Origin of the sequence: Pelagibius sp. (assembly GCF_028281305.1) — a bacterium.
Classification (GTDB): domain Bacteria; phylum Pseudomonadota; class Alphaproteobacteria; order Kiloniellales; family Kiloniellaceae; genus Pelagibius.
Genome location: NZ_JANQKD010000034.1, coordinates 46,315 through 66,969, shown reverse-complemented (window position 1 = coordinate 66,969; position 20,655 = coordinate 46,315). Strand labels below are relative to the sequence as shown.

18 protein-coding genes are annotated in these 20,655 nt (G+C 66.2%); 5 read left to right on the top strand and 13 right to left on the bottom strand.

The features are described 5' to 3' along the window. The 10 genes from Q0982_RS08595 to Q0982_RS08550 all read right to left on the bottom strand — a co-directional run. The coding region (locus tag Q0982_RS08595) for a SpvB/TcaC N-terminal domain-containing protein (RefSeq protein ID WP_299394206.1) at nucleotides 1-300 on the bottom strand (300 nt) is incomplete at its 3' end. A 710-nt stretch (nucleotides 301-1,010) separates the two neighbouring features. Continuing rightward, the gene (locus Q0982_RS08590) at nucleotides 1,011-2,957 is read right to left on the bottom strand and encodes a PAS domain-containing sensor histidine kinase (RefSeq protein ID WP_299394204.1); all 1,947 of its coding nucleotides are present in this window, start codon (nucleotides 2,955-2,957) and stop codon (nucleotides 1,011-1,013) included. Nucleotides 2,958-3,121: 164 nt separating this feature from the next. After that, nucleotides 3,122-4,009, bottom strand: a complete 888-nt coding sequence (locus Q0982_RS08585; RefSeq protein ID WP_299394201.1) for a peptidoglycan-binding protein — start codon at nucleotides 4,007-4,009, stop codon at nucleotides 3,122-3,124. Between the two features lie 224 nt (nucleotides 4,010-4,233). After that, nucleotides 4,234-4,575 carry a cytochrome c gene (locus tag Q0982_RS08580; RefSeq protein WP_299394199.1) on the bottom strand — a complete coding sequence of 114 codons (342 nt, stop codon included), beginning with the start codon at nucleotides 4,573-4,575 and terminating at the stop codon, nucleotides 4,234-4,236. A 125-nt stretch (nucleotides 4,576-4,700) separates the two neighbouring features. Beyond that, nucleotides 4,701-5,957 carry a PQQ-dependent sugar dehydrogenase gene (locus tag Q0982_RS08575; RefSeq protein ID WP_322096979.1) on the bottom strand — a complete coding sequence of 419 codons (1,257 nt, stop codon included), beginning with the start codon at nucleotides 5,955-5,957 and terminating at the stop codon, nucleotides 4,701-4,703. A gap of 221 nt (nucleotides 5,958-6,178) precedes the next feature. After that, nucleotides 6,179-7,060 carry a hypothetical protein gene (locus Q0982_RS08570; protein ID WP_299394197.1) on the bottom strand — a complete coding sequence of 294 codons (882 nt, stop codon included), beginning with the start codon at nucleotides 7,058-7,060 and terminating at the stop codon, nucleotides 6,179-6,181. A 168-nt stretch (nucleotides 7,061-7,228) separates the two neighbouring features. Further along, nucleotides 7,229-8,131 (bottom strand): alpha/beta fold hydrolase, encoded by a 903-nt coding sequence (locus Q0982_RS08565; RefSeq protein ID WP_299394195.1) that lies wholly within the window; start codon nucleotides 8,129-8,131, stop codon nucleotides 7,229-7,231. An 89-nt stretch (nucleotides 8,132-8,220) separates the two neighbouring features. Further along, nucleotides 8,221-8,664 (bottom strand): YbaN family protein, encoded by a 444-nt coding sequence (locus Q0982_RS08560; RefSeq protein WP_299394193.1) that lies wholly within the window; start codon nucleotides 8,662-8,664, stop codon nucleotides 8,221-8,223. Nucleotides 8,665-8,855: 191 nt separating this feature from the next. After that, nucleotides 8,856-10,049: a hypothetical protein gene (locus tag Q0982_RS08555; RefSeq protein ID WP_299394191.1), complete on the bottom strand. Its 1,194-nt coding sequence runs from the start codon at nucleotides 10,047-10,049 to the stop codon at nucleotides 8,856-8,858. Continuing rightward, nucleotides 10,046-10,951 carry a hypothetical protein gene (locus Q0982_RS08550; protein ID WP_299394188.1) on the bottom strand — a complete coding sequence of 302 codons (906 nt, stop codon included), beginning with the start codon at nucleotides 10,949-10,951 and terminating at the stop codon, nucleotides 10,046-10,048. The genes Q0982_RS08555 and Q0982_RS08550 overlap by 4 nt, the downstream gene beginning before the upstream one ends. A gap of 327 nt (nucleotides 10,952-11,278) precedes the next feature. Here Q0982_RS08550 and Q0982_RS08545 point away from each other — a divergent pair, with 327 nt between their 5' ends. Together Q0982_RS08545 and Q0982_RS08540 are read left to right on the top strand one after the other, a co-directional pair. Then, nucleotides 11,279-11,986: a DUF3313 domain-containing protein gene (locus Q0982_RS08545; RefSeq protein ID WP_299394187.1), complete on the top strand. Its 708-nt coding sequence runs from the start codon at nucleotides 11,279-11,281 to the stop codon at nucleotides 11,984-11,986. A gap of 247 nt (nucleotides 11,987-12,233) precedes the next feature. Further along, nucleotides 12,234-13,508: a division plane positioning ATPase MipZ gene (locus Q0982_RS08540; RefSeq protein WP_299394184.1), complete on the top strand. Its 1,275-nt coding sequence runs from the start codon at nucleotides 12,234-12,236 to the stop codon at nucleotides 13,506-13,508. On the opposite strand, the gene Q0982_RS08535 is transcribed toward Q0982_RS08540, so the two are convergent. Then, nucleotides 13,465-15,351 (bottom strand): SLC13 family permease, encoded by a 1,887-nt coding sequence (locus Q0982_RS08535; protein ID WP_299394182.1) that lies wholly within the window; start codon nucleotides 15,349-15,351, stop codon nucleotides 13,465-13,467. The genes Q0982_RS08540 and Q0982_RS08535 overlap by 44 nt on opposite strands. Before the next feature lie 500 nt (nucleotides 15,352-15,851). Between Q0982_RS08535 and Q0982_RS08530 the strand changes: the two genes are divergently transcribed. The 3 genes from Q0982_RS08530 to Q0982_RS08520 all read left to right on the top strand — a co-directional run bounded on the left by Q0982_RS08530 (nucleotide 15,852) and on the right by Q0982_RS08520 (nucleotide 18,732). Continuing rightward, on the top strand, nucleotides 15,852-16,847 hold the full coding sequence (locus tag Q0982_RS08530; RefSeq protein WP_299394180.1) for a substrate-binding domain-containing protein: 996 nt from the start codon (nucleotides 15,852-15,854) through the stop codon (nucleotides 16,845-16,847). A gap of 80 nt (nucleotides 16,848-16,927) precedes the next feature. Beyond that, nucleotides 16,928-17,725 (top strand): ATP-binding cassette domain-containing protein, encoded by a 798-nt coding sequence (locus Q0982_RS08525; protein ID WP_299394178.1) that lies wholly within the window; start codon nucleotides 16,928-16,930, stop codon nucleotides 17,723-17,725. After that, the gene (locus tag Q0982_RS08520; protein WP_299394175.1) at nucleotides 17,722-18,732 is read left to right on the top strand and encodes an ABC transporter permease; all 1,011 of its coding nucleotides are present in this window, start codon (nucleotides 17,722-17,724) and stop codon (nucleotides 18,730-18,732) included. The genes Q0982_RS08525 and Q0982_RS08520 overlap by 4 nt, the downstream gene beginning before the upstream one ends. On the opposite strand, the gene Q0982_RS08515 is transcribed toward Q0982_RS08520, so the two are convergent. Further along, nucleotides 18,695-19,660, bottom strand: a complete 966-nt coding sequence (locus tag Q0982_RS08515; RefSeq protein ID WP_299394173.1) for a dihydrodipicolinate synthase family protein — start codon at nucleotides 19,658-19,660, stop codon at nucleotides 18,695-18,697. The two genes, Q0982_RS08520 and Q0982_RS08515, sit on opposite strands and share 38 nt — an antisense overlap. Continuing rightward, entirely contained in the window at nucleotides 19,660-20,604 is a 945-nt protein-coding gene (locus tag Q0982_RS08510; RefSeq protein ID WP_299394171.1) for an aldose 1-epimerase, read from the bottom strand. Before Q0982_RS08510 ends, Q0982_RS08515 begins: the two co-directional genes overlap by 1 nt. Between the last annotated feature and the right edge of the window lie 51 nt (nucleotides 20,605-20,655).

Genomic DNA, 20,655 nt, shown 5'->3' with positions numbered 1-20,655 from the left:
GACGCCGTGGATGGCACCATCCTGGGTCAGGGTCTGGCTGCAGCGGTGGATGGAGGAGGCAGCACTCAAGGACCAGCCGACGCCCAGGCTGCCGTTGCCGCCGTGGCTCTTGTAGACCAGGGCCACGGAGGGCTGCATCCCGGCGATACCCGGCGGCACGGCGACGGGGACGGTGTAGCCGGCCGAGCCCGTCTCATCCACCGACAGCGCCCCCGAGGTCACCCCCGCAACGGTGGTCTGCGCCAGTGCGGTCTGCGGCGGCATCGCAACGAAGAGTGCCAGGGCGATCCCAAGGCCCAATCCCCACGGCCCGGTCCTCTGAGCTGGAGAAGCGGCGGAAGGCGGGCAGGCGAGGACGTGCGTCATGGCAGGACCCTGTTGGTTCAAACAGAGGGGAGGGAGGCCAGCGCAATCGCAAAGGCCGTCCCGGAAGGGACGGCCATCAATAAGAGAAGAAGAGAGGAAGGCAGGTTGCGGTGAGCGAGTGCGGCCCCGCAACGAGGCTGGGACGGCCGCCGTTTCAGTGGTGTCGCCACTGGTGCTGCCGTGAACCGCCATGAGCGACTTCCTCGGCATCGGGGCGCACCTCTCCGTTCTCGAAAGCCGCGTCATGCGGTCTCTCCAGTCAGGCCGACCTCAGGCGTTCCCACCAACGGCAGGCCAAGTCGATTGCGAAAACGATCAAGTATCCCTGCGCGCCTGCGCGACCGTTCCGAAACCCCTGATGCAACCGGAACGCTCAAACGCCAAGCGCGAGTCCATGCTGCACCGGGGCGCGTTAAGGTTTCAAGACCTATGGCTACATTTTTCTGTGGATTACTCGGAAAGGGTGCGGGATGGGTTTGCTCTAAGGAACGCTCCCTCGAACCGCGGCCACTCCATCATTCCGCGCCCTAAATCTGGGCTTTCACCGCCGCTTCCCTTCGCGTCATTGGCTGGCGGCGGGATCGGAGAGAGGTGCCATGTCAGGTTGGAGATATTCTCTTTCCGGCCGACTGTCCGGGCCGGTTCTACTCGGCGGCGGCGCCGGGGGGTGCTATCGCGGGCTCCGACCCTGACCCGGACCCCGTGTCCTGCACCGTGCGGCGCGGCGGCAGGTGCAGGGTGACCGTGGTGCCCTTGCCGGGCGCGCTTTCCATCGCCAGCGAGCCCTCGTGCAGCTCGATCAGGGCCTTGGTCAGCGGCAGGCCGAGGCCGGTGCCTTCGTAGCGGCGATTGAGGTCGCTGTCGACCTGACCGAACTGCCGCAGCGCCTTGGGAATGTCCTCGGGCGCCATGCCGATGCCGGTGTCGGCCACTTCGAGGACGTAGCCGCCCGTCGCCGCGCGGCCGATCCTCAAGGTGACCGTGCCGCCCGCCGTGGTGAACTTGACCGCGTTGCTGAGCAGATTCAGCAGCGCCTGCTTCAGTTTGCGCTCGTCGGCATAGAGTCCGGGCAGCGGGCTCTCCGCTTCATAGGCCAGCGATACGCCGGCCTTCTCGGCGCGCTGACGGACCACGCGGAGGACCGACTGCGCCATGGGCTCAACGTCGACGACCTCCTCGTTCATGTCCTTGACGCCGGCCTCGATCTTAGAGAGGTCGAGAATGTCATTGATGAGCGCGAGAAGGTGCTGGGCGGCCTCGGTGATGTCGGTCAGATACTCGCGCGGCCGATGGTGGTCGCTATCCTCGGGCGTGGTTGCCAGCATCAACTCGGAAAAGCCGATAACGGCGTTCAGCGGTGTGCGCAGCTCATGGCTCATGTTGGCCAGGAACTCCGACTTCGTGCGGTTTGCCGCTTCCGCCAGCTCCTTGGCGCTGAGGAGCTGCTCCTTCAGTTCCACATCAGCCGTGATGTCGCGGCCGGTGCCGCGGTAGCCTCTGAAGTGTCCCTCCGGATCGAAGGCGGGCGTCCCGCTGATTGCCAGCCAGACGACCTGGCCGTCGGCCTTCTCGCGCGGATGCGTGAAATTGCGAAAGGGCCGGTGGGCCCGCAGGTCCTTCAGGTGCTGTTCCCAGACCGAAGGGTCAACACCCGGAATTCCGGTTTCCTCCCGTGTCTTGCCGAGCAGTTCCCGCTCGTCGACGCCGGTGACTTCCGCAAAGCGGTCGGAGAAGAAGGAGAACCGCAGATGCCGGTCCATTTCCCAGAACCAGTCGGAGCTGGATCTGGCGAAGTCCTCGAAACGCTGCTCCTGTTCGTGCAGGTCGCTGCGGCGCAGCTGCGCCAGCCTTTCCAGCAGCGCGTTCAAGGCATTCACCGTCTCTTCGATCTCGTGGCCGGTCCGGAGGTTCAGCCGGTAGCTCTCGGCATGGCCGGGGTCGGCGTGGGCGGCGGTGAGGTTACGATGAATCGCCAGGACCGGCGTCAGCACTTCACGGCCGAGGATCGCAACGGTGGCGGCTGTAACCACAAAGGCGATGATCAGGACGAGGCCGCCGATCCGGAAAACGAAAGACCACAGTTCGTACGTGATCGCGGCGGTGCTGGCCTTAGCGGAGACCGTGAAGGGAAGCGTCGTGGCGGCGGCGGGCCAGAGAACCGAGTAGACATCGGCACGGCTGTCGTGGCGGCGAGACACCAAAGCCGGGTTCGGCCGGTTTGCCGGGGCGCCGACTGGGGCCGCCGGCTGGGGAACCAGAGGCACGGGTTCTCCATGGGCGGCCAGCGGTCTGCCGGTTGCATCGAAGACGGCGAGACCGGTGATGCCCAGGCCCTGAAGGCTGGGCCAGGCCGCTGCCAGCAGGGGCTCCGGCCGGTCGTGGTCCTGCAGGGCCAGGGACAGCTCCAGCGCCTTCAGGATATCGCCTTCCAGAGCTTCGAAGAGCCTGTCGCGCAGGCCGAGGTAGGACGGCACCACGATTGCGGCCTCCACCGCAAAGATGCTCAACGCCACCACCAGGGCGATCCGCCGGCAGAGGCGGGATCGCAGCAGTCCAAGCGTTTGCGCCATGACCTGGGAGCGCAGCGGCATTCGAGAGAAGCCCTGAGATAGAATGCGAGGCTGATCACTCTAGGGTGCCGGCCTTCACGCTTGGTTAATGAAGCGCAAAGGATCTACCACCCTGCGGCTGCCGGTCTTTCGGTGTGCGACCTTGGCGTGCGGCCGGCGGGCCCGGGCAGCGGCAGGAAAGGCGGTTACTGGAGGCGAAAGCCGCCGAAGCCGAGTCGGCGGGCCGTGGCAAAGTCCTCCAGCGCCAGATCCCGCTCCCCCATGCGTTCGTGGGCAGTGCCGCGGTTGGAATAGGCGCCGGCAAAGCGTGGGTTCAGGAAGATCGCCACATCGAAGTGCGCAACCGCTGATTCGAAGTCGGCCTGCGCCAACAGTGCGCGGCCATCCTCGTTGAACTGCCTGGCAAGGTCGTCGCGGGTAATGCTGCCCTCCGCGAGGGCCTGGCGGTGGGGACGCAGAGCCGCTTCGATCTCCGCCTGGCGCTCCACGGCGGCGTCCGCGGGGGATGCGGTCCTTTCGGCGTCAGGCACTTGGGGGGCAGGCCCTTCGGAGGCAGGCGCTTCGGCCGCGGGCGGCCGCGCGGCGATCGCAGGAGGCGGCGCTGCCGGCTGTTCTGGCGGCGCGGCCTCGAGCGGCTTCAGTTTCGGCGGTGCCGGCGGCGGCGGCACGATCGTCTTGGCGGTGACCGTTTCGCCTTCGGACGACGGTGCGGGGACGGCCTGCGACGGGCCGGTGTCTGGAGAGGGCGCGCGTGGGGCGGCGTCCGGCAAGGGGTCTTCCGGCAGGGGCTCTTCCGGAAGGGGCTCTTCCAACTGCGGTTCTTCCGGCGGCGCGTCCTCCACCGCCACCTCAGTAACGGTATCGTTGCGCAGAGCGGCGAAGGCGGCGGCGACACCTCTCAACTCGCCGAGCAGCGCGGCGCTCGGCTCCGGGCTGCCGGGCAAAGAGGCGAAGTCCTGATACCGGGCAATGCCGGCCAGGGTGGCGTCATCGATGACCCCGTCGACCGCGCCGGGATCGAAGCCGAGTTGCTGCAGCAGGGTTTCGAGTTCCAACAACTCCGCATCGGACAAGCCCGCCTGGGCTTGCGCAGGAGGTGTGAGGACCGCCGTTAGGACAACGGCCAACCCGATTGCCAGTCCGGCGGCCCTGAATCCATGGACCAAGTCCCCGAACCTGTTGAGGAATCGCTGCATGACCGCATTTTAGTTGATTTGCGGGTGGAGGCCAGCGCGCGAAGGAGCGCATGGGTTCCGGCAGCCGTTGCGGTCTGCGGCGGGCGGGGCCTTGACGGGGCTTATTCCGGCAGCGTCACTTCGAACTTGATGGCCGCGTACCAGGCCGCCAGGTCGGCCATGTCTTCGTCGGTCAGGTCCTTGGCGACCACGGTCATGATCTCGTGGGTCCGCTTGCCTGAGCGAAAGGCCTTGAGCTGCGTTACCAGGTAGATTTCGCTCTCGCCGGCGATGTGCGGCGCGATGGGAATGCGGGCGATCCCGTCGATGCCGTGGCAGGTCTGGCACTGGCGCGCCTTCTGACGGCCGGCGTCGGCATCGCCGGCCTGGCTGACCGCAGGCCAGGTGCAAAGAGCAAGCCCCAGAAGGCCGATCAGAGGCAGGTTTCGAAGGGTTGAGGCCATGGCGTCCGGCAGTCCCCGGGGTCGATGCCCCGGCTCAGAGCAGAAGGCGGCGGCCGGCGCGATGGGAGCGGCCGGCCGCCAGGGTTCGCAGTCTTTCGGCTCCTGTTGCCGGCCTAGTTGCCGGCCTAGTTGCCGTAGGAGATGCGGTACAGGGCGCCGGCGAGGTCGTCGGAGACCAGGATGGATCCGTCCCGCAACTGGGCCACGTCCACCGGCCGGCCGAGGTACTCGCCGTTCTCGTCGATCCAGCCCTCGGCGAAGGGGATGGATTCACCCACCGAGCCGTCCTCGTTGACGCTGGTGAACATCACGCGGGCGCCGACGGGGGTGGTGCGGTTCCACGACCCGTGTTGGGTCGAGAAGATGCCGCCGCGATACTTTGCGGGGAACATCCTGCCGGTATAGAAGGTCATGCCGAGGTCGGCAGCGTGGGCAATCATGTTGACCGCCGGCATGACGTTGTCCATGGGCGGCTCGGACCCGACATACTCGTTGGTCCGGGTGTCGCCGCCGCCGTACCAGGGAAAGCCGAAATGCTGGCCGGCCGCCGTCTGGCGGTTCAGCTCGCCGGGCGGGATGTCGTCGCCCATGCCGTCGACCTGGTTGTCCGTGAACCACAGCTCGTCGTTGGCCGGGTTGAAGTCCATGCCCACGGAGTTGCGGACGCCGTAGCTGTAGACCTCGCGCCCGGTCCCGTCGCGGTTCATGCGGATGATGCCGCCGATGCCCGTCTGGTTGTAGAGATCCATCTTCTCTTCGGGGAAGACGTTGAAGGGCTGTCCGAGGGAGATGTAGAGCTTGTCGTCCGGCCCGATGCGGCAGACCCGGGCGGTGTGGTTGTAGCTTTCCTCTTCCGCCGGGATCAGCTTGCCCGCCGGGACCACGTTGAAGGCCGCGACATCCGGGCTCTCGTAAAAGAATTCGGCGGCCGGATAGACCAGCACGCGGTTCTGTTCGGCGATGTAGAGGAAGCCGTCCTTCGAGAAGCAGGGGCCGTTCGGAATGGCGAAATCGATCGAGGGGGCGAAGCGCTTGACCTCGTCGGCCACCCGGTCCTTGTTGCGGTCGGTGACGGACCAGACGTCGGTCTTGCGGGTGCCGACAAAGGTCACGATCCCCTGCGGGCCGACGGCCATGTGGCGCGCGTCGGGCACGATGGCATAGAGTTCGATCTTGAAGCCTTCGGGAAGCGTAATGCGCTTCAGGGTCTCGCGGATCGCTGCGGCGTTGTCGCCGCCCTGTTCGATGAACTCGAACTCGGTTACACCGGTCTGCTTGAATTCGCTCAGTTTCTCCAGGTTTGTCTGCGCGAGTGCGGGTGTGGCAAGCAGCATCGCAAGTGCGGAAACGGTGAGGGTTTTGACACCTGTGGCAAAGGGCATGTGAGTCTCCTCCCGTAGGGTTTTTTTGTTGCTTGTTCTCACAGCCTAGCCGGAATGTGCGGTTGCGGGTAGTAGGGCGATACTACGTCCCGTTGCCGTCAACCTGATGCGCCGCAGACGCCGCAGACGCCGCAGACGCCGCAGACGCCGCAGACGCCGCAGCCCGGAAGCGCGGCGCAAGGCGCCGGGCTTCCGGACCGGGATCCGGCGTGTGCCGGGTATCAGCGCTGCTTGCGCAGCTTCAGCATCGGCGGCGGGCAGTCGTAAGGGCAGCCGCCGGGGGCGACCAGCACGTCCTGACGCTTGGCCGGCACCTGGGAGACGGCACGCTCACGGTGACGCAGCCGTTCGGCCAGTCCCGGAATGCGGGGCTGCCCGGCCTCCGGAAGCTGGAAGCGCGCCTGTGGCGCCGCCTCGGCGCTGTACTGCATGCTGTAGCGCACGCGGGTCATGGGGCGCATGTGGCCGTTGTCTTCCGCACTGTCGTAGTAGAGGAAGGGCAGGCCCGAACTCGGCTGGCTGGGGCTGCAGCTGGCATAGAACTCGGTGCGGCTGTCGAGCACCTTGTCGAGGCTCACGTAGATCGGGCCGTTGTTGCCGGCGGCGGACAGGGCATCGATGCCGGTCTGCTGCACAGCATCAAAGTCCCAGGGCTCCTGCTCGAGAACCTGCTGCCAGGAGTTCTGGTCGAAGGGAACGTCGCCGGGGCTCACCAGCTCCACGGTGTAATTGTAGACGTCCGCACCTTCGACGCGGATGCCGGCCTCGTGAACCCGGTAGTTCGCCGGGCAGTCCACGGTGAAGCGCAGCGCGATCAGCTTGTTGAAGGTCTGGCCGACGAGATTGTAGGCGCCGTCGGAGTAGCCGAAGCCCATCAGGCCGGTGAAGCCCGAGATCTGCTTGAGCTGGGCGAAGTTGCTGTTGCCTCCTCCGGGAATGGCGACGGACTCCGAGCCGGAGAAGGGGCCGGAGAAGGGCCCGGCCTGGACGCTTGTGGCTGAGGCGAGGAGAGCGATGATGGCGGCTGCGGCGATCCCGGGGGCAATCCCCGGCAGGCCAGGGTTGCGAGGCGGTAAGGTACGAAGTGAACGATACTGGGTCATAGCGGTGTCCTTTCGTAAGGTCAGGACCGCGCCCAATTGCGGCGGTGTAGCCATGGGTCGGCCCATGGCGCCGGCAGGTTCAGTGGCTGGCGTGGCAAAGAAGGGGTAGGGCGGCCCTGCGGTGGTCCCGCGGCGGCCCCACGGCGACGTCGCATCGGCTCTTGTGCTTTAGGGTTGCTGCAGGAACGGCAGGAGTCCGGCCAGAATGCCTTCAGGATCCTCTTCCGGCCCGAAGTGGCCCGAGTCGGTCGTCGAGCCGGTGACGTTCTCCGCCCACCGGCGCCAGATGCCGAGGGGGTCGCCCGTCTTGGCGGGAAAGCCGGCATGCCCCCAGAGGAAATGCAGCGGCGCAGTGATCTTGCGCCCGGCTTTCAAGTCCGCCTGATCGTCCGTGCGATCGCAGGTGGCACCGGCGCGGTAGTCCTCGCAGAAGGCATGAAGCCGCGCCGGGTCGCGGTATGCGGTGCGGTAGAGTGCCAGGGCCCGCGGATCGAAAACCGCCAGGTCCTTGTCCCGGGTCCAGGACTGCAGGGTGTGATCGACGTAGTAGTCGGGCGCAGAGGCGATCAGCGTCTCCGGCAGCGGCGCGGGCTGGGCGAGGAAGGGCCAGTGATAGGCCTTCATCGCCATCTCGGCGGAGAACGCGGACCACATGTCGTGGGTCGGTACGACCTCGACAATGGCGAGCCGTTCGACGGCCTGCGGATGGTCGAAGGCCATGCGGTAGGACACCCTGGCGCCGCGGTCGTGTCCGACGACCCGAAAGCGGCCGTGGCCCAGCTGCTGCATGAGGGCGATCACGTCCTCCGCCATGCGGCGCTTGGAGTAGGCCCGGTGCGCCGGATCGCTTTGCGGAACTCCGCTTTGCCCGTATCCGCGCAGATCGGGCAGAATGCAGGTGAAGTGCTTGGCCAGGGCCGGGGCGACCCGGTGCCAGGTGGCATGGCACTGCGGATAGCCGTGCAGCAGGACCAAGGGCGGACCGGCGCCGCCGATACGGCAGAAAATCTCGGTTCCGGCGCCGTCCAGGCGCTCGGCTCGGAACCCGGGAAACAGGTCGTCTGATGTCATGGCTGTCGTCCAGCGGCCTCAAGGTTTCCGGGAGGCTAGCTGTGGACAGGGATTCCGCTCAAGCGCTTTGGGTGCTTGTGCGACGCCCGTTATGATGAGGGCACGGTGGAGGGCCGCGTGATCACATAGAGCGCGCCCAGCATGATCAGGCCGGTGCCGATGCCGTTCACGAGGGCAGAGCCGGACAGCATGACCAGGATGACAGTTGCCAGCATCATGCCGAGCATGGCGGCGCGCTTGGATTTGGTGTCGACCACGCCGTGCAGGAGATAAGCCTCCACCGAGGGGCCGACACCGGGCCAGGCGAAAATCCGCCGCTGCATCGCCGGGCAGCTCTTCGCAAAGCAGGCCGCGGCGCCAATCCAGAAAATCGTCGTCGGCAGGACCGGCAGAACGAGACCGGCAAGCCCGACGACGAAAAGTGCGTAGCCGGCGCCGGTCCAGGCCCAGTTTCGGCGACTGCTTTCAGCCGCCTCGGCGCTCTTGGCCGTGGCCTGCTCGCCGCTGTCCTGTGCTGCAGTGCTGCCGGTCATGGCTTGGTCATCTCACTCCGTCGCCTGCTCCGCGCCGACCCGGGCGTAGGAAGCCTGGCAATGAACATGGTCGGGCCGGAGTCAGAATGCCAATTGACTCTTTCGATTGCGTTGATTGGCCACGCCGACCGGCGGCTTTCCGCCGCGGGACCCCAATACGGCCCCTCAGTACGGCCCCTCAATACAGGCCTTCAATAGTCGTCGAAACTCCTCTGGTCCAGCAAAGCCAGCGGCGGCCCGCTTTCCCCCGGGGCCAGGGGCAGGATTTCCAGGTCTTCCGTGACCATGACTTTGGTCTCCGCCTGGCGCTCCACCAGTGCATCCAGGTGATTTTCCAGGTCCGACAAAGCAACCTCTCGGCGAAAATAGAACCCGGCCAGCACCGGAGGATCGAAGCCGCGATCGAACTCGAGATTGTAGAGCCGGTACTCGCGCCCGCGGTTGGGGACGCCGAGCCCCGAGTCCGATCCGGCCGGCTTGCCGCCGCGCGTTTCCCTCAGGGTCATCGCTTCCATCATGCGGCCGCTCACCACCGCGCCCGGGCGGATCTCGTCGGGCAGCGGGCGGTGCAACTGCCCCTGGCAGCGCATCAGCTCTGCCTGTGCGCTGCGGAAACGGGTGGCGGAACGGCTGCTGACGAAGGCGACTGCGAAGGACGCGGCCAGAAGCAGGCCGAGCCAGTACAGATGATCGATGACGAAGGCGAGGGCGAGGCTGTCCGTCTGCGCGCGCCGCTGCTGGCCGAGGGTGGTCAACTCGACCCCGGCTTCGTAAGCCATCTGCAGCGTGCCGCCGCTGAGTATCAGCACGAAGAGAAACGCCAGACCGCCGACAAGCAGACCGTTGACGAGTAGCTTCCTCAGCACCGGGAAGTCGTAGGCACTGGCGAGGCGCGGGTCCTTTGTGGGGAGCTGATAGACGAACTGTCGGTTGATGCGCCCGAATCCTTGGGCGCGACGGCGTCCGAGGTCCCCCTCGAAGACGGTGAAGACGCCCCAGTCCGGGCGGTCGGGGCAGAGGAAGCGGGTTTCGCTGTTGAGGCCGTGCCCGAGAAACACGAAGCGCTCGATCTGAAGCCGCCAGTCACGCAGCGGCTGCGTAATGCTCAGCAGGTTGGCGAGTACCGTGACGGCGCAGACGAGCTGCAGGAAGATCACGACGAGCAAAGGGACTTTGGGGCCTTCTGTGATTGCCGTGCGGAGGACGTCAAGATAGCCGAGGCCGAAGTGCCGCTCGGACCAGCCCTCCGCCAGAAACACGACCGGGACGTAGGCAAAGCCAAGAAAGAGAGTCAGGAAGAAGAGGCTTTTCAGGATCCCGGGAACACCACCACCGCCCGGTTTCTGCTGGGCGGTGCCAGGGAAGCGGCGCTTGACGGTCTTCACTCTCCAGCCTCTGCAAGGGGTTCCGTCAAGGGATGGATACGGGCCTGGGGGTCGACCCAGACCCTGACCGTTGCCTGGGTGGCCGCGGCCCTCTCGAGGCTGCGGAAGATCGGGCAGTCCGGGCGCGCGGGCAGGGAGAACCCCAGAACCACCGCGGGGTCGAAGCGCTCCGCGAACTCCAGGCAGTAGCCCACATGGGGTGCGTGATACCAGTCCGGGTCGATCTGCACCCGTTCCACGACCCGGCCTTCCAGGATTTCCCCGCTTTGAACCAGCGGTTTGACGTGGGCGTTGGCAATCGCGGTTTCAAATCCTCGCAGGAAACGCTGGCGGCGCCACAGGGCTGCGATACCCAGAGCCAGGGTGGCCAGGAGACCGAGGGCGAGGCTCGGCATGGCCGGCAAGAGCACCTGCTCAAGATAGGGGTTGTGGGTGGCGAAGAGAGCGCCCATGACGCCCGGCCCGCCGGCCACTTGGAAGATCAGCGAGGGCAACAGGGCCAGCCCCGCAAAGATGAAGACCAGCCAAAGGGTCAGCAAGCGGATGATCAAGTGTTCGACGGCCCTGTGCAATCCGGCTTCCCATCGCTCAATGCGCAGGCCCTCGTTATCCAGCAGATGGCGGCGGAAGAGATGCCGAAAGCTCTGGGCGTCCGGATTGCCGGCGCCGCCGGTCTTGAACTGCAGGACCCGGCCCGACGAAAGGCTGCCGTCGGCATAGTAGCGAACACCCGAGAAGGTTTCACCGAGATAGACACCACAGCGCAGACCACCGAAGCGCGCCGTGGCGCGCACGGCCCAGTCGCCGAACATCCATCCGATGACACCGGCAAAGACAAGGCAGAGCAGTCCGACGACGGCAAATGACAGCATTGTATCGGCGGCCAGCGGCCCTTCAACCAACGCGGCAATTCCCCCGAATGCCCGGCCGTTCGCGGGCATCGCGAGCCCGCGGTCAAGGAAGTACAGCATGACCGCAGCCGGCAGGGGAGCCGCTAGATATCTGATATGAGGCATAGTCCACCCTGGCTATCCGATAACGCGAGGGGCCTGGCGGTCGTGGGCCTATCTTCCCCTCAGCCATGTGTCGGGCGGGGGGCGGCCAGGGTTCATTGCTGCGTCATGTCCGGGTGGGGTCCGCAGCGATTCTGCCTTGTCCGGCAGCATCTTGGATTGCCGCGAACCCGCGCACTGGCCTACTGTCACCGCGCCTCACTGTGGGAGATCGCAATGCGCCGCTTCGTTGTTTTGTTCCTCTTCGCCCTGATCGCAGCAGGCTGTGCGTCCACGGCCTCTCAGGATGGTGCGACCGGTTCCGCCATCCTGCCGCCGGAGGTGCGTGCCCAGTTGCAGCCGGGCGAGGGCAGCTATGCGCCGGATCAGTTCTACGCCAGCCCGGCGGCCTCACGGGGGACCTATGACCGTATTCTGCTGGACCCGCTGCTGTACTTCGCACCACTGGAGCAGATGCGCCTGGTGTCGCCGGACGACCGCCAGGTGCTGTTGAACAATCTCTACATCCTGCTGCGGGAGGCCTTGGCTGAGGACTACACTCTCGTCCGCTTCCCGGCGGCCGGTGTGGCGCGCGTGCAGTTTGCGGTTCTGCCGGAGACCCGCGACCCCGTGGTGCTCGATACCGTCTCCACGGTGGAACCCGGCAGTGCTGAGGCTGAGGTGGTGCAGGATATGCTGGCCAGCCCGCTTCTCAAGGGACGGGCCTTCATCATCGAGGCCGAGTGGACGGACTCGGTGACCGGGGAGGTCCTTGGAGCGACCGTCGACCGCAACTTTGGGCGCCGCAGCATCGACCCCGGACCGATTGAGAGCTGGGCCGACGTGAACACGCTGCTCAGGGACTATGCCGCGCTGCTGCGCTACCGTCTCTGCCGTTTCCGCGGCGCGGAGGACTGTGTGGCACCGCCCGCTCCCCTCGGCTGAATCGGGCCGGCCAGGGTCTGGCCGCGAATCGGAATCCCGCCGCCGGGCCTGCTTCAGGCCGTTTTCGACTGCCGCGTTGTCAATGGCTTAACCATAAATGTTAACCAAACCATCGGGGACGCCTATACTCGTGACGGGGGTGCCGGTGGTCCGGGAACTGACCGGATCGTCCTTTCCGCTGAGCGGTCGGGGCGGTGCGCGGTGTCTCAGGACCGTTGGCCTGGAAGTCGAAAACAGGGGGGATCGTTTGACCTTCCTTGGCAAGTTGGCCGGCGGCGTGTTGCGCGGACAGGGTTGGTCGCGGGCAACGCCGCTTCTCCGTGGCTGCCTCTCAGGCGCCGCACTGGTGGCCTCGGTCGACGCCACGCTCTCGCTGGCGCGGCGCAACCGCCTGGACCAGATCCTCGACGAACTCTGTACGGCCCACGATCTGGAGGTGCACAGGGCCGTTGAGATCTTCGAAACAGATCTCGGGAGAATCCGCACCGATGGGCGCGCGGGACGGGCGGCTGCCCTTGCGAACGTCAAGCGCCTGGCGGGGGAGCCTGCGGCGGTCGACCTGCTGTTGCGGATCGTGCAGGCCCTCGCGCTGGCCGATGGCGCTGCCAGCGCCCATGCGAAAGCTATGGTCGAGGAGATCGCGGCCGCTTTGGACGCCGCCGCGCCAACGCTGGCGGGTACGCAGACCGCGCAGGACCAAAATGCCCGCGTCATCGTAATCGGCAACGAGAAGGGCGGCACCGGAAAGTCGACGACCGCCATTCACATCGCCACGGGCCTGGCGCTGCAGGGCCGGAGCGTCGCCTGCCTCGACCTCGACGGGCAGCAGGGAACGTTGTCGCGCTTCCTACAGAACCGCAAAGCAGCTCAGGAAAGCGCCGCCGGTGTCGTGGTCGTTCCGCGCTATCGGCGCATCGATCCCTCCGCGGCAGGGCGCCGCCTCGAGGCGGAAGCCGAGGAGCGCGGACGTTTCGACGAGGCAATGGCCGAACTGGACGGCTGCGATGCGGTGGTGGTGGACACACCCGGCCACAGCAGCCACCTGGCGCAGTTGGCCCATGCCCGTGCCAACGTGGTCATCACACCGATCAACGACAGCTTTATCGACATCGACGCCCTGGCGGATATCGACCGCGTGCGCCGGGAGGTTCGGGCACCCAGTCAGTATTGCCGCATGGTCTGGCAGGAAAAGCAGGGCCGCGACCTGAAGGGGCGCTCGGATCTCGACTGGATCGTCACCCGCAACCGGGTCGGCCAGCTCGACAGCCGCAACACCCGGGAAATGGCGGCGCTGCTGGACGTCCTGTCCCGGCGTCTGGGCTTTCGTCTGCAGCCGGGGTTCAGCGAAAGGGTCGTCTTCCGCGAACTCTTCTTTCGCGGCCTTACGCTTTTCGACCTTGCCGACCATCAGGTGCCGCACAGCGGGCGCCGGAGCCTGCAGCGCGCCCGGCAGGAGGTCGAGTCCTTCGTCAACGCGGTTACCGCGGCGGAAGATCGTAGTACCACGGCGCAAAGAGGCTGAAGGCAATCCAGACAAGCACGATCAGCGGCAGGCCGACGCGGACGAAATCCATGAAGCGATAGTTTCCCGGTGTCATCACCACAAGGTTCGTCTGGTAGCCGATGGGGGAGGCGAAGGAGCAGTTGGATGCAAAGATCACCGCCACTGCGAAGGGCTCCACCGGCAGGTTCAGCACATAGGCGAGATCGACGGCGATCGGTGTGAACAGCACGGCTGTGGCTTTGGTGCTCAGGACGTTGGACAGCAAAGCCAGGAGCAGGAAAAAGGCCGAGAGGATCTGAGCCGGCGTCGCGCCGCTGAGCGCCGCCATCATGGTTTCCGCCAAAAAGGCCGCCCCACCCGTCGCCTGCATCGCGGCGCCCAAGGCCAGCGCCATGGCGATCGTCAGGACGATCTTGCGGTCGAGCACCCGCAAGGCATCGCCCAGCGAGAGGATGCGTGTGGCGATCATCGCGGTGGCGCCGCAGAAGGCGGCCAGGGCGATGGGGATCACACCGCTGGCCGAGGCCGCTATGACGCCGAGGAATATGACCGCCGCGGCGCGCTGGTGGCGGGCCGTGACCAGGGGTTGGCGTGACCACTCCATCAGTACGACGCTACGCTCCCCGCGCAGGCGGTCGACATCCTCGGGCCGGCCCTGGATCAGCAGCACGTCGCCGTCCTTCAAGGGGATGCGGGTGATGCGCTCGCGCAGCATGCGGTTGCGCCGTTCGATGCCGAGAACGATGCAGTGGTGTTTGTAGCGAAAACCGATCTCTTCGAGGGTGTGTCCGACGATCTCGGAGTCCGGGCGGATCATGACCTCGGCCTGAACCTGCCCGCCGAGCAGCCAGCGCGGCCGCTTGATCTGGTCGCCGCCATCCTCGCCCTGGCCCTGCTGAACGGCGGCTTCCAGTAACTCGGGGTGCAGCAGTTCCGGTTCGTCCTTTGCCAGGCTCGCCAGCGCCGGGCGGGTGGCGGCGATGACCACCAGGTCGTTGGCATCCAGCACCAGGTCTTCGAAGGGCGGCAGGATGGCCCGCTCGCCGCGCTGGATCATCAGGATGGTGATGTCCGGCAGCGCGGGGAAAATACCGCCCACCGGGCGCAGACCCACCAGCCGCGAGCCGGCGCTGACGGAGACCTGCGCGACGAAGTGGCGGCCCTGTTCCCCGGCACCGCCGCTTGTCGCCGGGCGGTCGGGCAGCAGGCGCGGTGCGACCAGCAGCAGGTAGACCAGCCCGCAGCCCGCCAGCACGAGCCCCGGGACCGTGAAGTCGAAGAACCCGAAGGGCTCCTCTCCCAGGTCGTCCAGCTCCAGGGAGACCAGCAGGTTGGTCGAGGAGCCGATCAGCGTGGTCATGCCCCCCAGCACCGAGGCATAGCTCAGCAGCATCATGTAGCGGCTTGGCGACTGCCGGAAGCGCTTGGTGAGGGTCTGCATGATCGGCACGAAGAGCACAACCACGGGAATGTTGTTCAGCACTGCGCTGAAGGCCATGACGACCACCAGCATCAGGGCAACGGCAAAGAAGGGGTTCGACCGCGTCCATTGAATGACCGCGTTGGCGGCAAGGTCCAGGACACCCGTGCGCGTCAGGCCCTCGCCCAGCACCAGAAGCGCGAGCACGGCGATCAGTGCCGGATTGGCGAAGCCGGAGAACAGGCTGCGCAGACTAAGGAGGTCCTTTCCCTCCGGGCCGGTCACCGGGAAGAAGTGGAAGAACAGGATCAGCACCGCGATGACCGAGAGGGATGTGAGCTCGATAGAGACGGCCTCGGTCGCAAAGAGCGTGAGCGCCACCACGATCAGGGCGAAGAGAAAGCCCATCTGGAAGGTGGCGAGGAGGTCGGCAGGAATCATCGGCCGGCGTCCGCAACCGTGGCCGGCAACCGCCAGGCAAAAGAACGAAACAGAAGGTGAAGCACCGGAAGACGGTTCCTTTGAATCCGTTGACCCGCAGTCTATCGCAGAATGCCGATTCCGCGAGCGCTTCTCTGTGGAAAGTCTTGGTCCTGGAGCGGATCATGTTTGGACGCAAACACGAAAGTGCTTCCGCACCGGGTTTGGTGGATCGCTTCCGCGACTCCATCAAGCCGCATCTGCTCTAGGAAGGTTCTCTGTGTCTGCGCCCGCTGAGCGGCTGCCTTGACGGCGTTCCGGCTGCACGCCAAGATTACCCATATGGTATGAGGAATGGAGCGGTGTGGTGCAGCGCTGCGGGCGCGGTGCCGGGTGGCGGTCTTTGCGGCGCGGAACCTGCCCCGCGCGATGCCGTTGGGCGCCGCCGGAGGCGGAACCCGTTTCGCCGGATGCCATAGGGTAAAAACGACAAGAAAACGAAAATGCGGAGGAGGTGTCCCATGTCAGGGTTTGCAATCAAGGGGGGCGTGGCCGCCCTCGGACTCGGGTTGGCTTTGGCCGCTGCGCCGGCAGCGGCGGCCGACCTCTCCTGTGACGGAAAGCGGTTCGTGTTCTTTCCGGGCGGGCCGGAAGGTGGCGCCTTTGCGTCGATCGTCTACAACGGCGCCGTCCTGGCGGCCGAACATACCGGCTGTCAGGTCGACTACGTCTGGTCCGACTGGAACCCAGCCAAGATGGTGCAGCAGTTCAAGGAAGCCATCGCGCGGCGCCCCGACGGTATCGCGCTGATGGGCCATCCCGGTGAGGCGGCGCTCGGCAACCTCGTGGACGAAGCACGCTCCAAGGGCATTATCGTGACCACGCAGAACGTAGACCTGCCGACGTCGGAGGGCAAATACAAGGCCGACGGCATGGGCTACGTCGGCGCCACGCTCTACGAGGCGGGCAGCTTCCTCGGCCAGGGCACCGTCAGGAACTGCGGACTGCAGGCCGGCGACCAGGCCCTGGTCTGGGGTTTGCTTGGGCAGGAGGCGCGCGGTCAGCGGACCAAGGGCGTCATCGACGCCCTGGAAGCCGCCGGCGTCACGGTCGAGTACCTGGAGATCTCCGACTCGACCAACAAGGACGCCGCCACCGGTACGCCGGTCTTCGCCAGCTTCGCCGCCAGCCACCCGAACCTCAAGGCCGTGGTCACCGACCACGGCGCGCTGACCGCCACGCTCGGCACCTATCTGCGCGCCGCCGGCAAGCAGCCGGACCAGGTTTGCGGTGCGGGCTTCGATCTTTCCGCCGCGACGGCGCAGGGCATCGAAGAGGGCTACATCGACGTGGTGCTGGATCAGCAGCCCTTCCTGCAAGGCTATCTGCCGATCGTGCAGCTCTATCTGACCTCGAAGTTCGGCTTTGCGGGCATGAACATCGACACCGGGGCGGCGCTGATCACCAGCGACAACATCGCCCTGGTGGCGCCGCTGGCGGCGGAAGCGATCCGTTAGGTTCGGAGTCCGCCTACTCGATCGAATTCCGGGACGGCGCAGGCGTTTCGCCGTCCCGGCAGCACTTCGCAGGAACCGCCATGACTGCAACCGACAGCCTCTTGTCGCTGCGCCGGGTCAGCAAAGGGTTCGGCAAGATCAAGGTCCTTCACGACATCGATCTGGACATCGGGCCGAACGAGATTGTCGCCTTGGTCGGCGACAACGGGGCTGGCAAGTCAACCCTGATCAAGGTCATCACCGGCGTTCACAGCCCCTCCTCGGGAGAGGTCTGGTTCAAGGGCGCGCGCCGGCAGGAGCATTCGGTGAAGCGATCCCGCGAGATCGGCATCGAGACGGTCTATCAGGAACGTGCCCTTGCCGATCAGCAGGCGCTCTGGCGCAACATGTTCGCCGGGCGGGAACTCACCAACCGTTTCGGTTTCATCGACGTGGCGCAGCAGAAGGCCGAGACGGAGCGGCTGCTCCGCCGCCACATGGGTTTCACCTCCAAGGCCATCACGGTGGACTCCGAGGTTCGCGGCCTTTCCGGAGGCGAAAAGCAGGGCGTGGCCATCGGGCGCGCCCTCTACTTCGATGCCGACCTCATCATACTGGACGAACCGACCATGGGTCTCTCCCTGAAAGAGACGTCAAAGGTCCTGGACTTCGTGAAGGACATCCGGCGCCAGGGCAAGTCGGCGATCTTCATCGACCACAACATCTTCCACGTCTACGACGTCTCCGACCGTTTCGTCATTCTCGACCGCGGCCGCATTGCCGGCGACTTCCGCAAGCAGGACCTCAGCCAGGACGAGCTGGTGCACAAGATGCTGCTGCTGGCGACCACCGGCAGCCTGGAAGGGGAAGGTTCCAGCGCGGAGGGGCCGGGCGCATGACCAGCGAGACCAAGGACGCGGTGGGGGAAGCCGGCGGCGGGCGGGACTGGGCGGCGCTTGCCTCGGCCTACAAGATCCAGATCGCCATCACCCTCATCCTGGCCGGCCTCTATCTGCTGTTCCTCACCGGCAATCCCGAGGTCTTCCTGCGCTACGACATCTACCGCTCCTTCATGTCGACCATGCCGTTCTTCGGCATCATGGCGCTGGCGATGACCTTCGTCGTGACCCTGGGGGAGATGGATCTCTCTTTCCCCTCGGTCATGGGGTTTTCCACCTGGGTCTTCGGTACGGTCTACGTGTCCAGCGAGAGCTTTCTGCTGGCGCTGGCTGCCTGTCTTCTGGTCGGTGTGATCGCCGGTCTCGGCAACGGGATCCTGGTGGCCAAGGTGGGCATTCCTTCCATCGTCGCCACCATCGGCACCATGTTCCTCTGGCGCGGCATGGTGAACATCGCCGCGGAAGGCAAGGGCATTGCACTCGTTTCCCTGCGCGAGTCGCCGCTGCACGAGGTCTTCGTCGGCCGGCTGTTCGGGGACGCGCTGCCCATGCAGTTCGTCTGGATGGTGGTCATCGCGCTGGCCCTCGGCCTGCTCTACCGGCGCCACCGCTTTGGCAGCCATGTGCTCTTCGTCGGCGACAATGCTGCCTCGGCGGCGATGATGGGCATCAAGGTGGACCGCATCAAGATCGCCTGTTTCATGCTGGTGGGGGGCTTCGCCGCCCTGGCCGGGGTCTTCCTGACGTCGGAGGTGACTTACTTCTGGCCGAGCCAGGGCGACGGCATGCTGCTGACCACCCTGGCGGCGGTGTTCATCGGCGGCACCTCGGTCTTCGGCGGCAAGGGGACGATGTACGGCACCTTCGTGGGTGTGCTGATCATCGGCTCTCTGGAGGCCGGCATCGTCGCCATCGGACTCACCGGCTTCTACGTCCAGTTCCTCTACGGGCTGCTCATCACGGCTTCGGTTACCGTCTACGCGCTGCTGCTGCGCCGCCAGGGCTAGAGGCGCTTCCGTCCAGAGGTCCCAGCGCTTCCGCGTAGCGCCTGGCGCAGTCCAGGCCGAAGGCACTGGGCGCCAGGGCCGGCGCCCGGTCATGGACGCTGAGCCCCAGACGCAGCGCGGCGACCCGCTTGCCGTAGCAGAGCAGGGTGTCGATGGATTGCATGACAAAGGTGATGGCCGGCAGAATCTCGCGGTACAAGGCTTCCGCCTCGCGCTCGCCCTCTGCCGTGCCGCGGCGCATCGCTTCGAAGATGGCGATCTGGCGGTCGAAGCAGTCCGGCGCCGGGATCAGCCCGACACAGCCGGCGCGCAGATTGTCGGGCAGTTCCAGCCCGCCGCGGCCGTTGAAGACCGCCAGGCGGCCCTCGGTTTCCTCGATCACCTGCCGGATGGTGAGGGCCGGGCCCTCTCCCTTCACGATGCAGACGTTGGGGTGCTGGCGGTTGAGCTCCAGCAGGCCGGGGGTTGAAAGCCCGATGCCGATGTAGTCGGGCGCGTTCTGAATGGCGACCGGGCAGTCGAGCTTATCAGCCACCGCACCGAAGAAGCGTATGTAGTCGCTTTCCGGCAAACCTTTGACCGGCGGCGGTTGCAGGATCAGCCAGTCCGCGCCTGCGGCCCGCGCAGCGCGGCCCATGGCGACCTGCTCCTCGACGGAGGCGGCGAAGATGGTCAGCGCGACGGGCCGCCGCCCGGCGACGTCCTCGCAGACCCAGTCCATGACCTGCCGGCGTTCCGCCTCGCTGAGCTTGGAAACCTCTGTGGCGAGACCCAGGGCGGCGATGCCGTGCGCGCCGGCGGCCAGGCAGGCGTCGACCTGACGGCGCATGGCGGCGCGGTCGAGACGGTCTTCGGAATCGAAAAAGGCGTAGAGCATGGGATAGATGCCATGAAATCCGCCCGGGTTTCGCGCTGTGCCTTCGGCCATCAGCCTGCTTCCAGGTGCGGTGTGAACACGGTGCGGGCGGCAAAGCGCGCGCCGGGGGCCAGGCTGCGGAAGCCGCTGTCAGAGCGGCCCTGCTGCGCCAGGTTCACAGCGTCGGTGATCGCCGAGACCGGCTCGACACAGAAGAAGCGCTCGCCCGGAGGCGTGTAGACCACGAGGAAGCCCAGCACTGCTTCCGATGTCATGGTCAGCTTGGCGCCCCACTCCGGCCATTCCATAACCGCCTGTCCGCCGAAGTCGGTGAAACAGTTGTCGAGCCCGGCCTTGGCCGGCTGGATGCCGCGGCTGGGATCGCGGTCCGGTGGCGGGACCACCAGGTCTGCTGGCATCACTTCGGCATCGCTTTCCCACATGCGCCCGATGGCCGCAGTCAGCCGGCATTCCGGCGTCCGCGGAAAGTAGGGATGGAGGCCGAGGCCCGCCGGCATCACCCGCGTGCCGGTGTTGCTCACGGCGATCTCGACCATCAGATCCTGTTCGCTCAATTCGAAGCGCTGTTCGGCGCGATAGCTTGCAGGCCAGTCACTGCCGTCCCCGTCGCTGTCCTCAGGATAGTCGAACACCAGGGTGACGGCGTCGGCAGCCTGGTTGGCCGCGCGCCAGCGGTTCTGCCAGCCGTGGCCGTGGATCGCGTGGCGTTCCGGCGGAAAGTTCGGGGCCAGCTGGTAGCTCTCCCCCTCGAAGGAGAAGCGGCCTTCGCGGATGCGGTTTGAATAGGGGACCAGGGGAAAGCAGGCTGCCTCCGTCGGTGCAAAGCTGGCGGTGGATGGGGCCGGGCGCATCCAGTCGATCGGGTTTCCCTCGCGATGCCATCGAAAGGCGGTGATGCAGCCGCCTTCGAGGCTCAGCTCCAACTCGGCCCTGCCGGCTCTCAGAGTGACGCGCTCGCCGCTGTCTGACGTCGCACTTACGCCCTTTTCCTGCATCGCTCCGGTCCCCCTCGATGCGGTCCATTCACCGTGGTTCCTGCCTGGCCG

Excerpts from the sequence above, each read along its gene's own strand:
- Q0982_RS08510 (WP_299394171.1), bottom strand. The coding sequence starts at position 20,604 with ATGCAGGAAAAGGGCGTAAGTGCGACGTCAGACAGCGGCGAGCGCGTC.
- Q0982_RS08580 (WP_299394199.1), bottom strand. The coding sequence starts at position 4,575 with ATGGCCTCAACCCTTCGAAACCTGCCTCTGATCGGCCTTCTGGGGCTT.
- Q0982_RS08530 (WP_299394180.1), top strand. The coding sequence starts at position 15,852 with ATGTCAGGGTTTGCAATCAAGGGGGGCGTGGCCGCCCTCGGACTCGGG.
- Q0982_RS08560 (WP_299394193.1), bottom strand. The coding sequence starts at position 8,664 with ATGACCGGCAGCACTGCAGCACAGGACAGCGGCGAGCAGGCCACGGCC.
- Q0982_RS08525 (WP_299394178.1), top strand. The coding sequence starts at position 16,928 with ATGACTGCAACCGACAGCCTCTTGTCGCTGCGCCGGGTCAGCAAAGGG.
- Q0982_RS08515 (WP_299394173.1), bottom strand. The coding sequence starts at position 19,660 with ATGGCCGAAGGCACAGCGCGAAACCCGGGCGGATTTCATGGCATCTAT.
- Q0982_RS08590 (WP_299394204.1), bottom strand. The coding sequence starts at position 2,957 with ATGCCGCTGCGCTCCCAGGTCATGGCGCAAACGCTTGGACTGCTGCGA.
- Q0982_RS08565 (WP_299394195.1), bottom strand. The coding sequence starts at position 8,131 with ATGACATCAGACGACCTGTTTCCCGGGTTCCGAGCCGAGCGCCTGGAC.
- Q0982_RS08575 (WP_322096979.1), bottom strand. The coding sequence starts at position 5,957 with ATGCCCTTTGCCACAGGTGTCAAAACCCTCACCGTTTCCGCACTTGCG.
- Q0982_RS08545 (WP_299394187.1), top strand. The coding sequence starts at position 11,279 with ATGCGCCGCTTCGTTGTTTTGTTCCTCTTCGCCCTGATCGCAGCAGGC.
- Q0982_RS08520 (WP_299394175.1), top strand. The coding sequence starts at position 17,722 with ATGACCAGCGAGACCAAGGACGCGGTGGGGGAAGCCGGCGGCGGGCGG.
- Q0982_RS08570 (WP_299394197.1), bottom strand. The coding sequence starts at position 7,060 with ATGACCCAGTATCGTTCACTTCGTACCTTACCGCCTCGCAACCCTGGC.
- Q0982_RS08535 (WP_299394182.1), bottom strand. The coding sequence starts at position 15,351 with ATGATTCCTGCCGACCTCCTCGCCACCTTCCAGATGGGCTTTCTCTTC.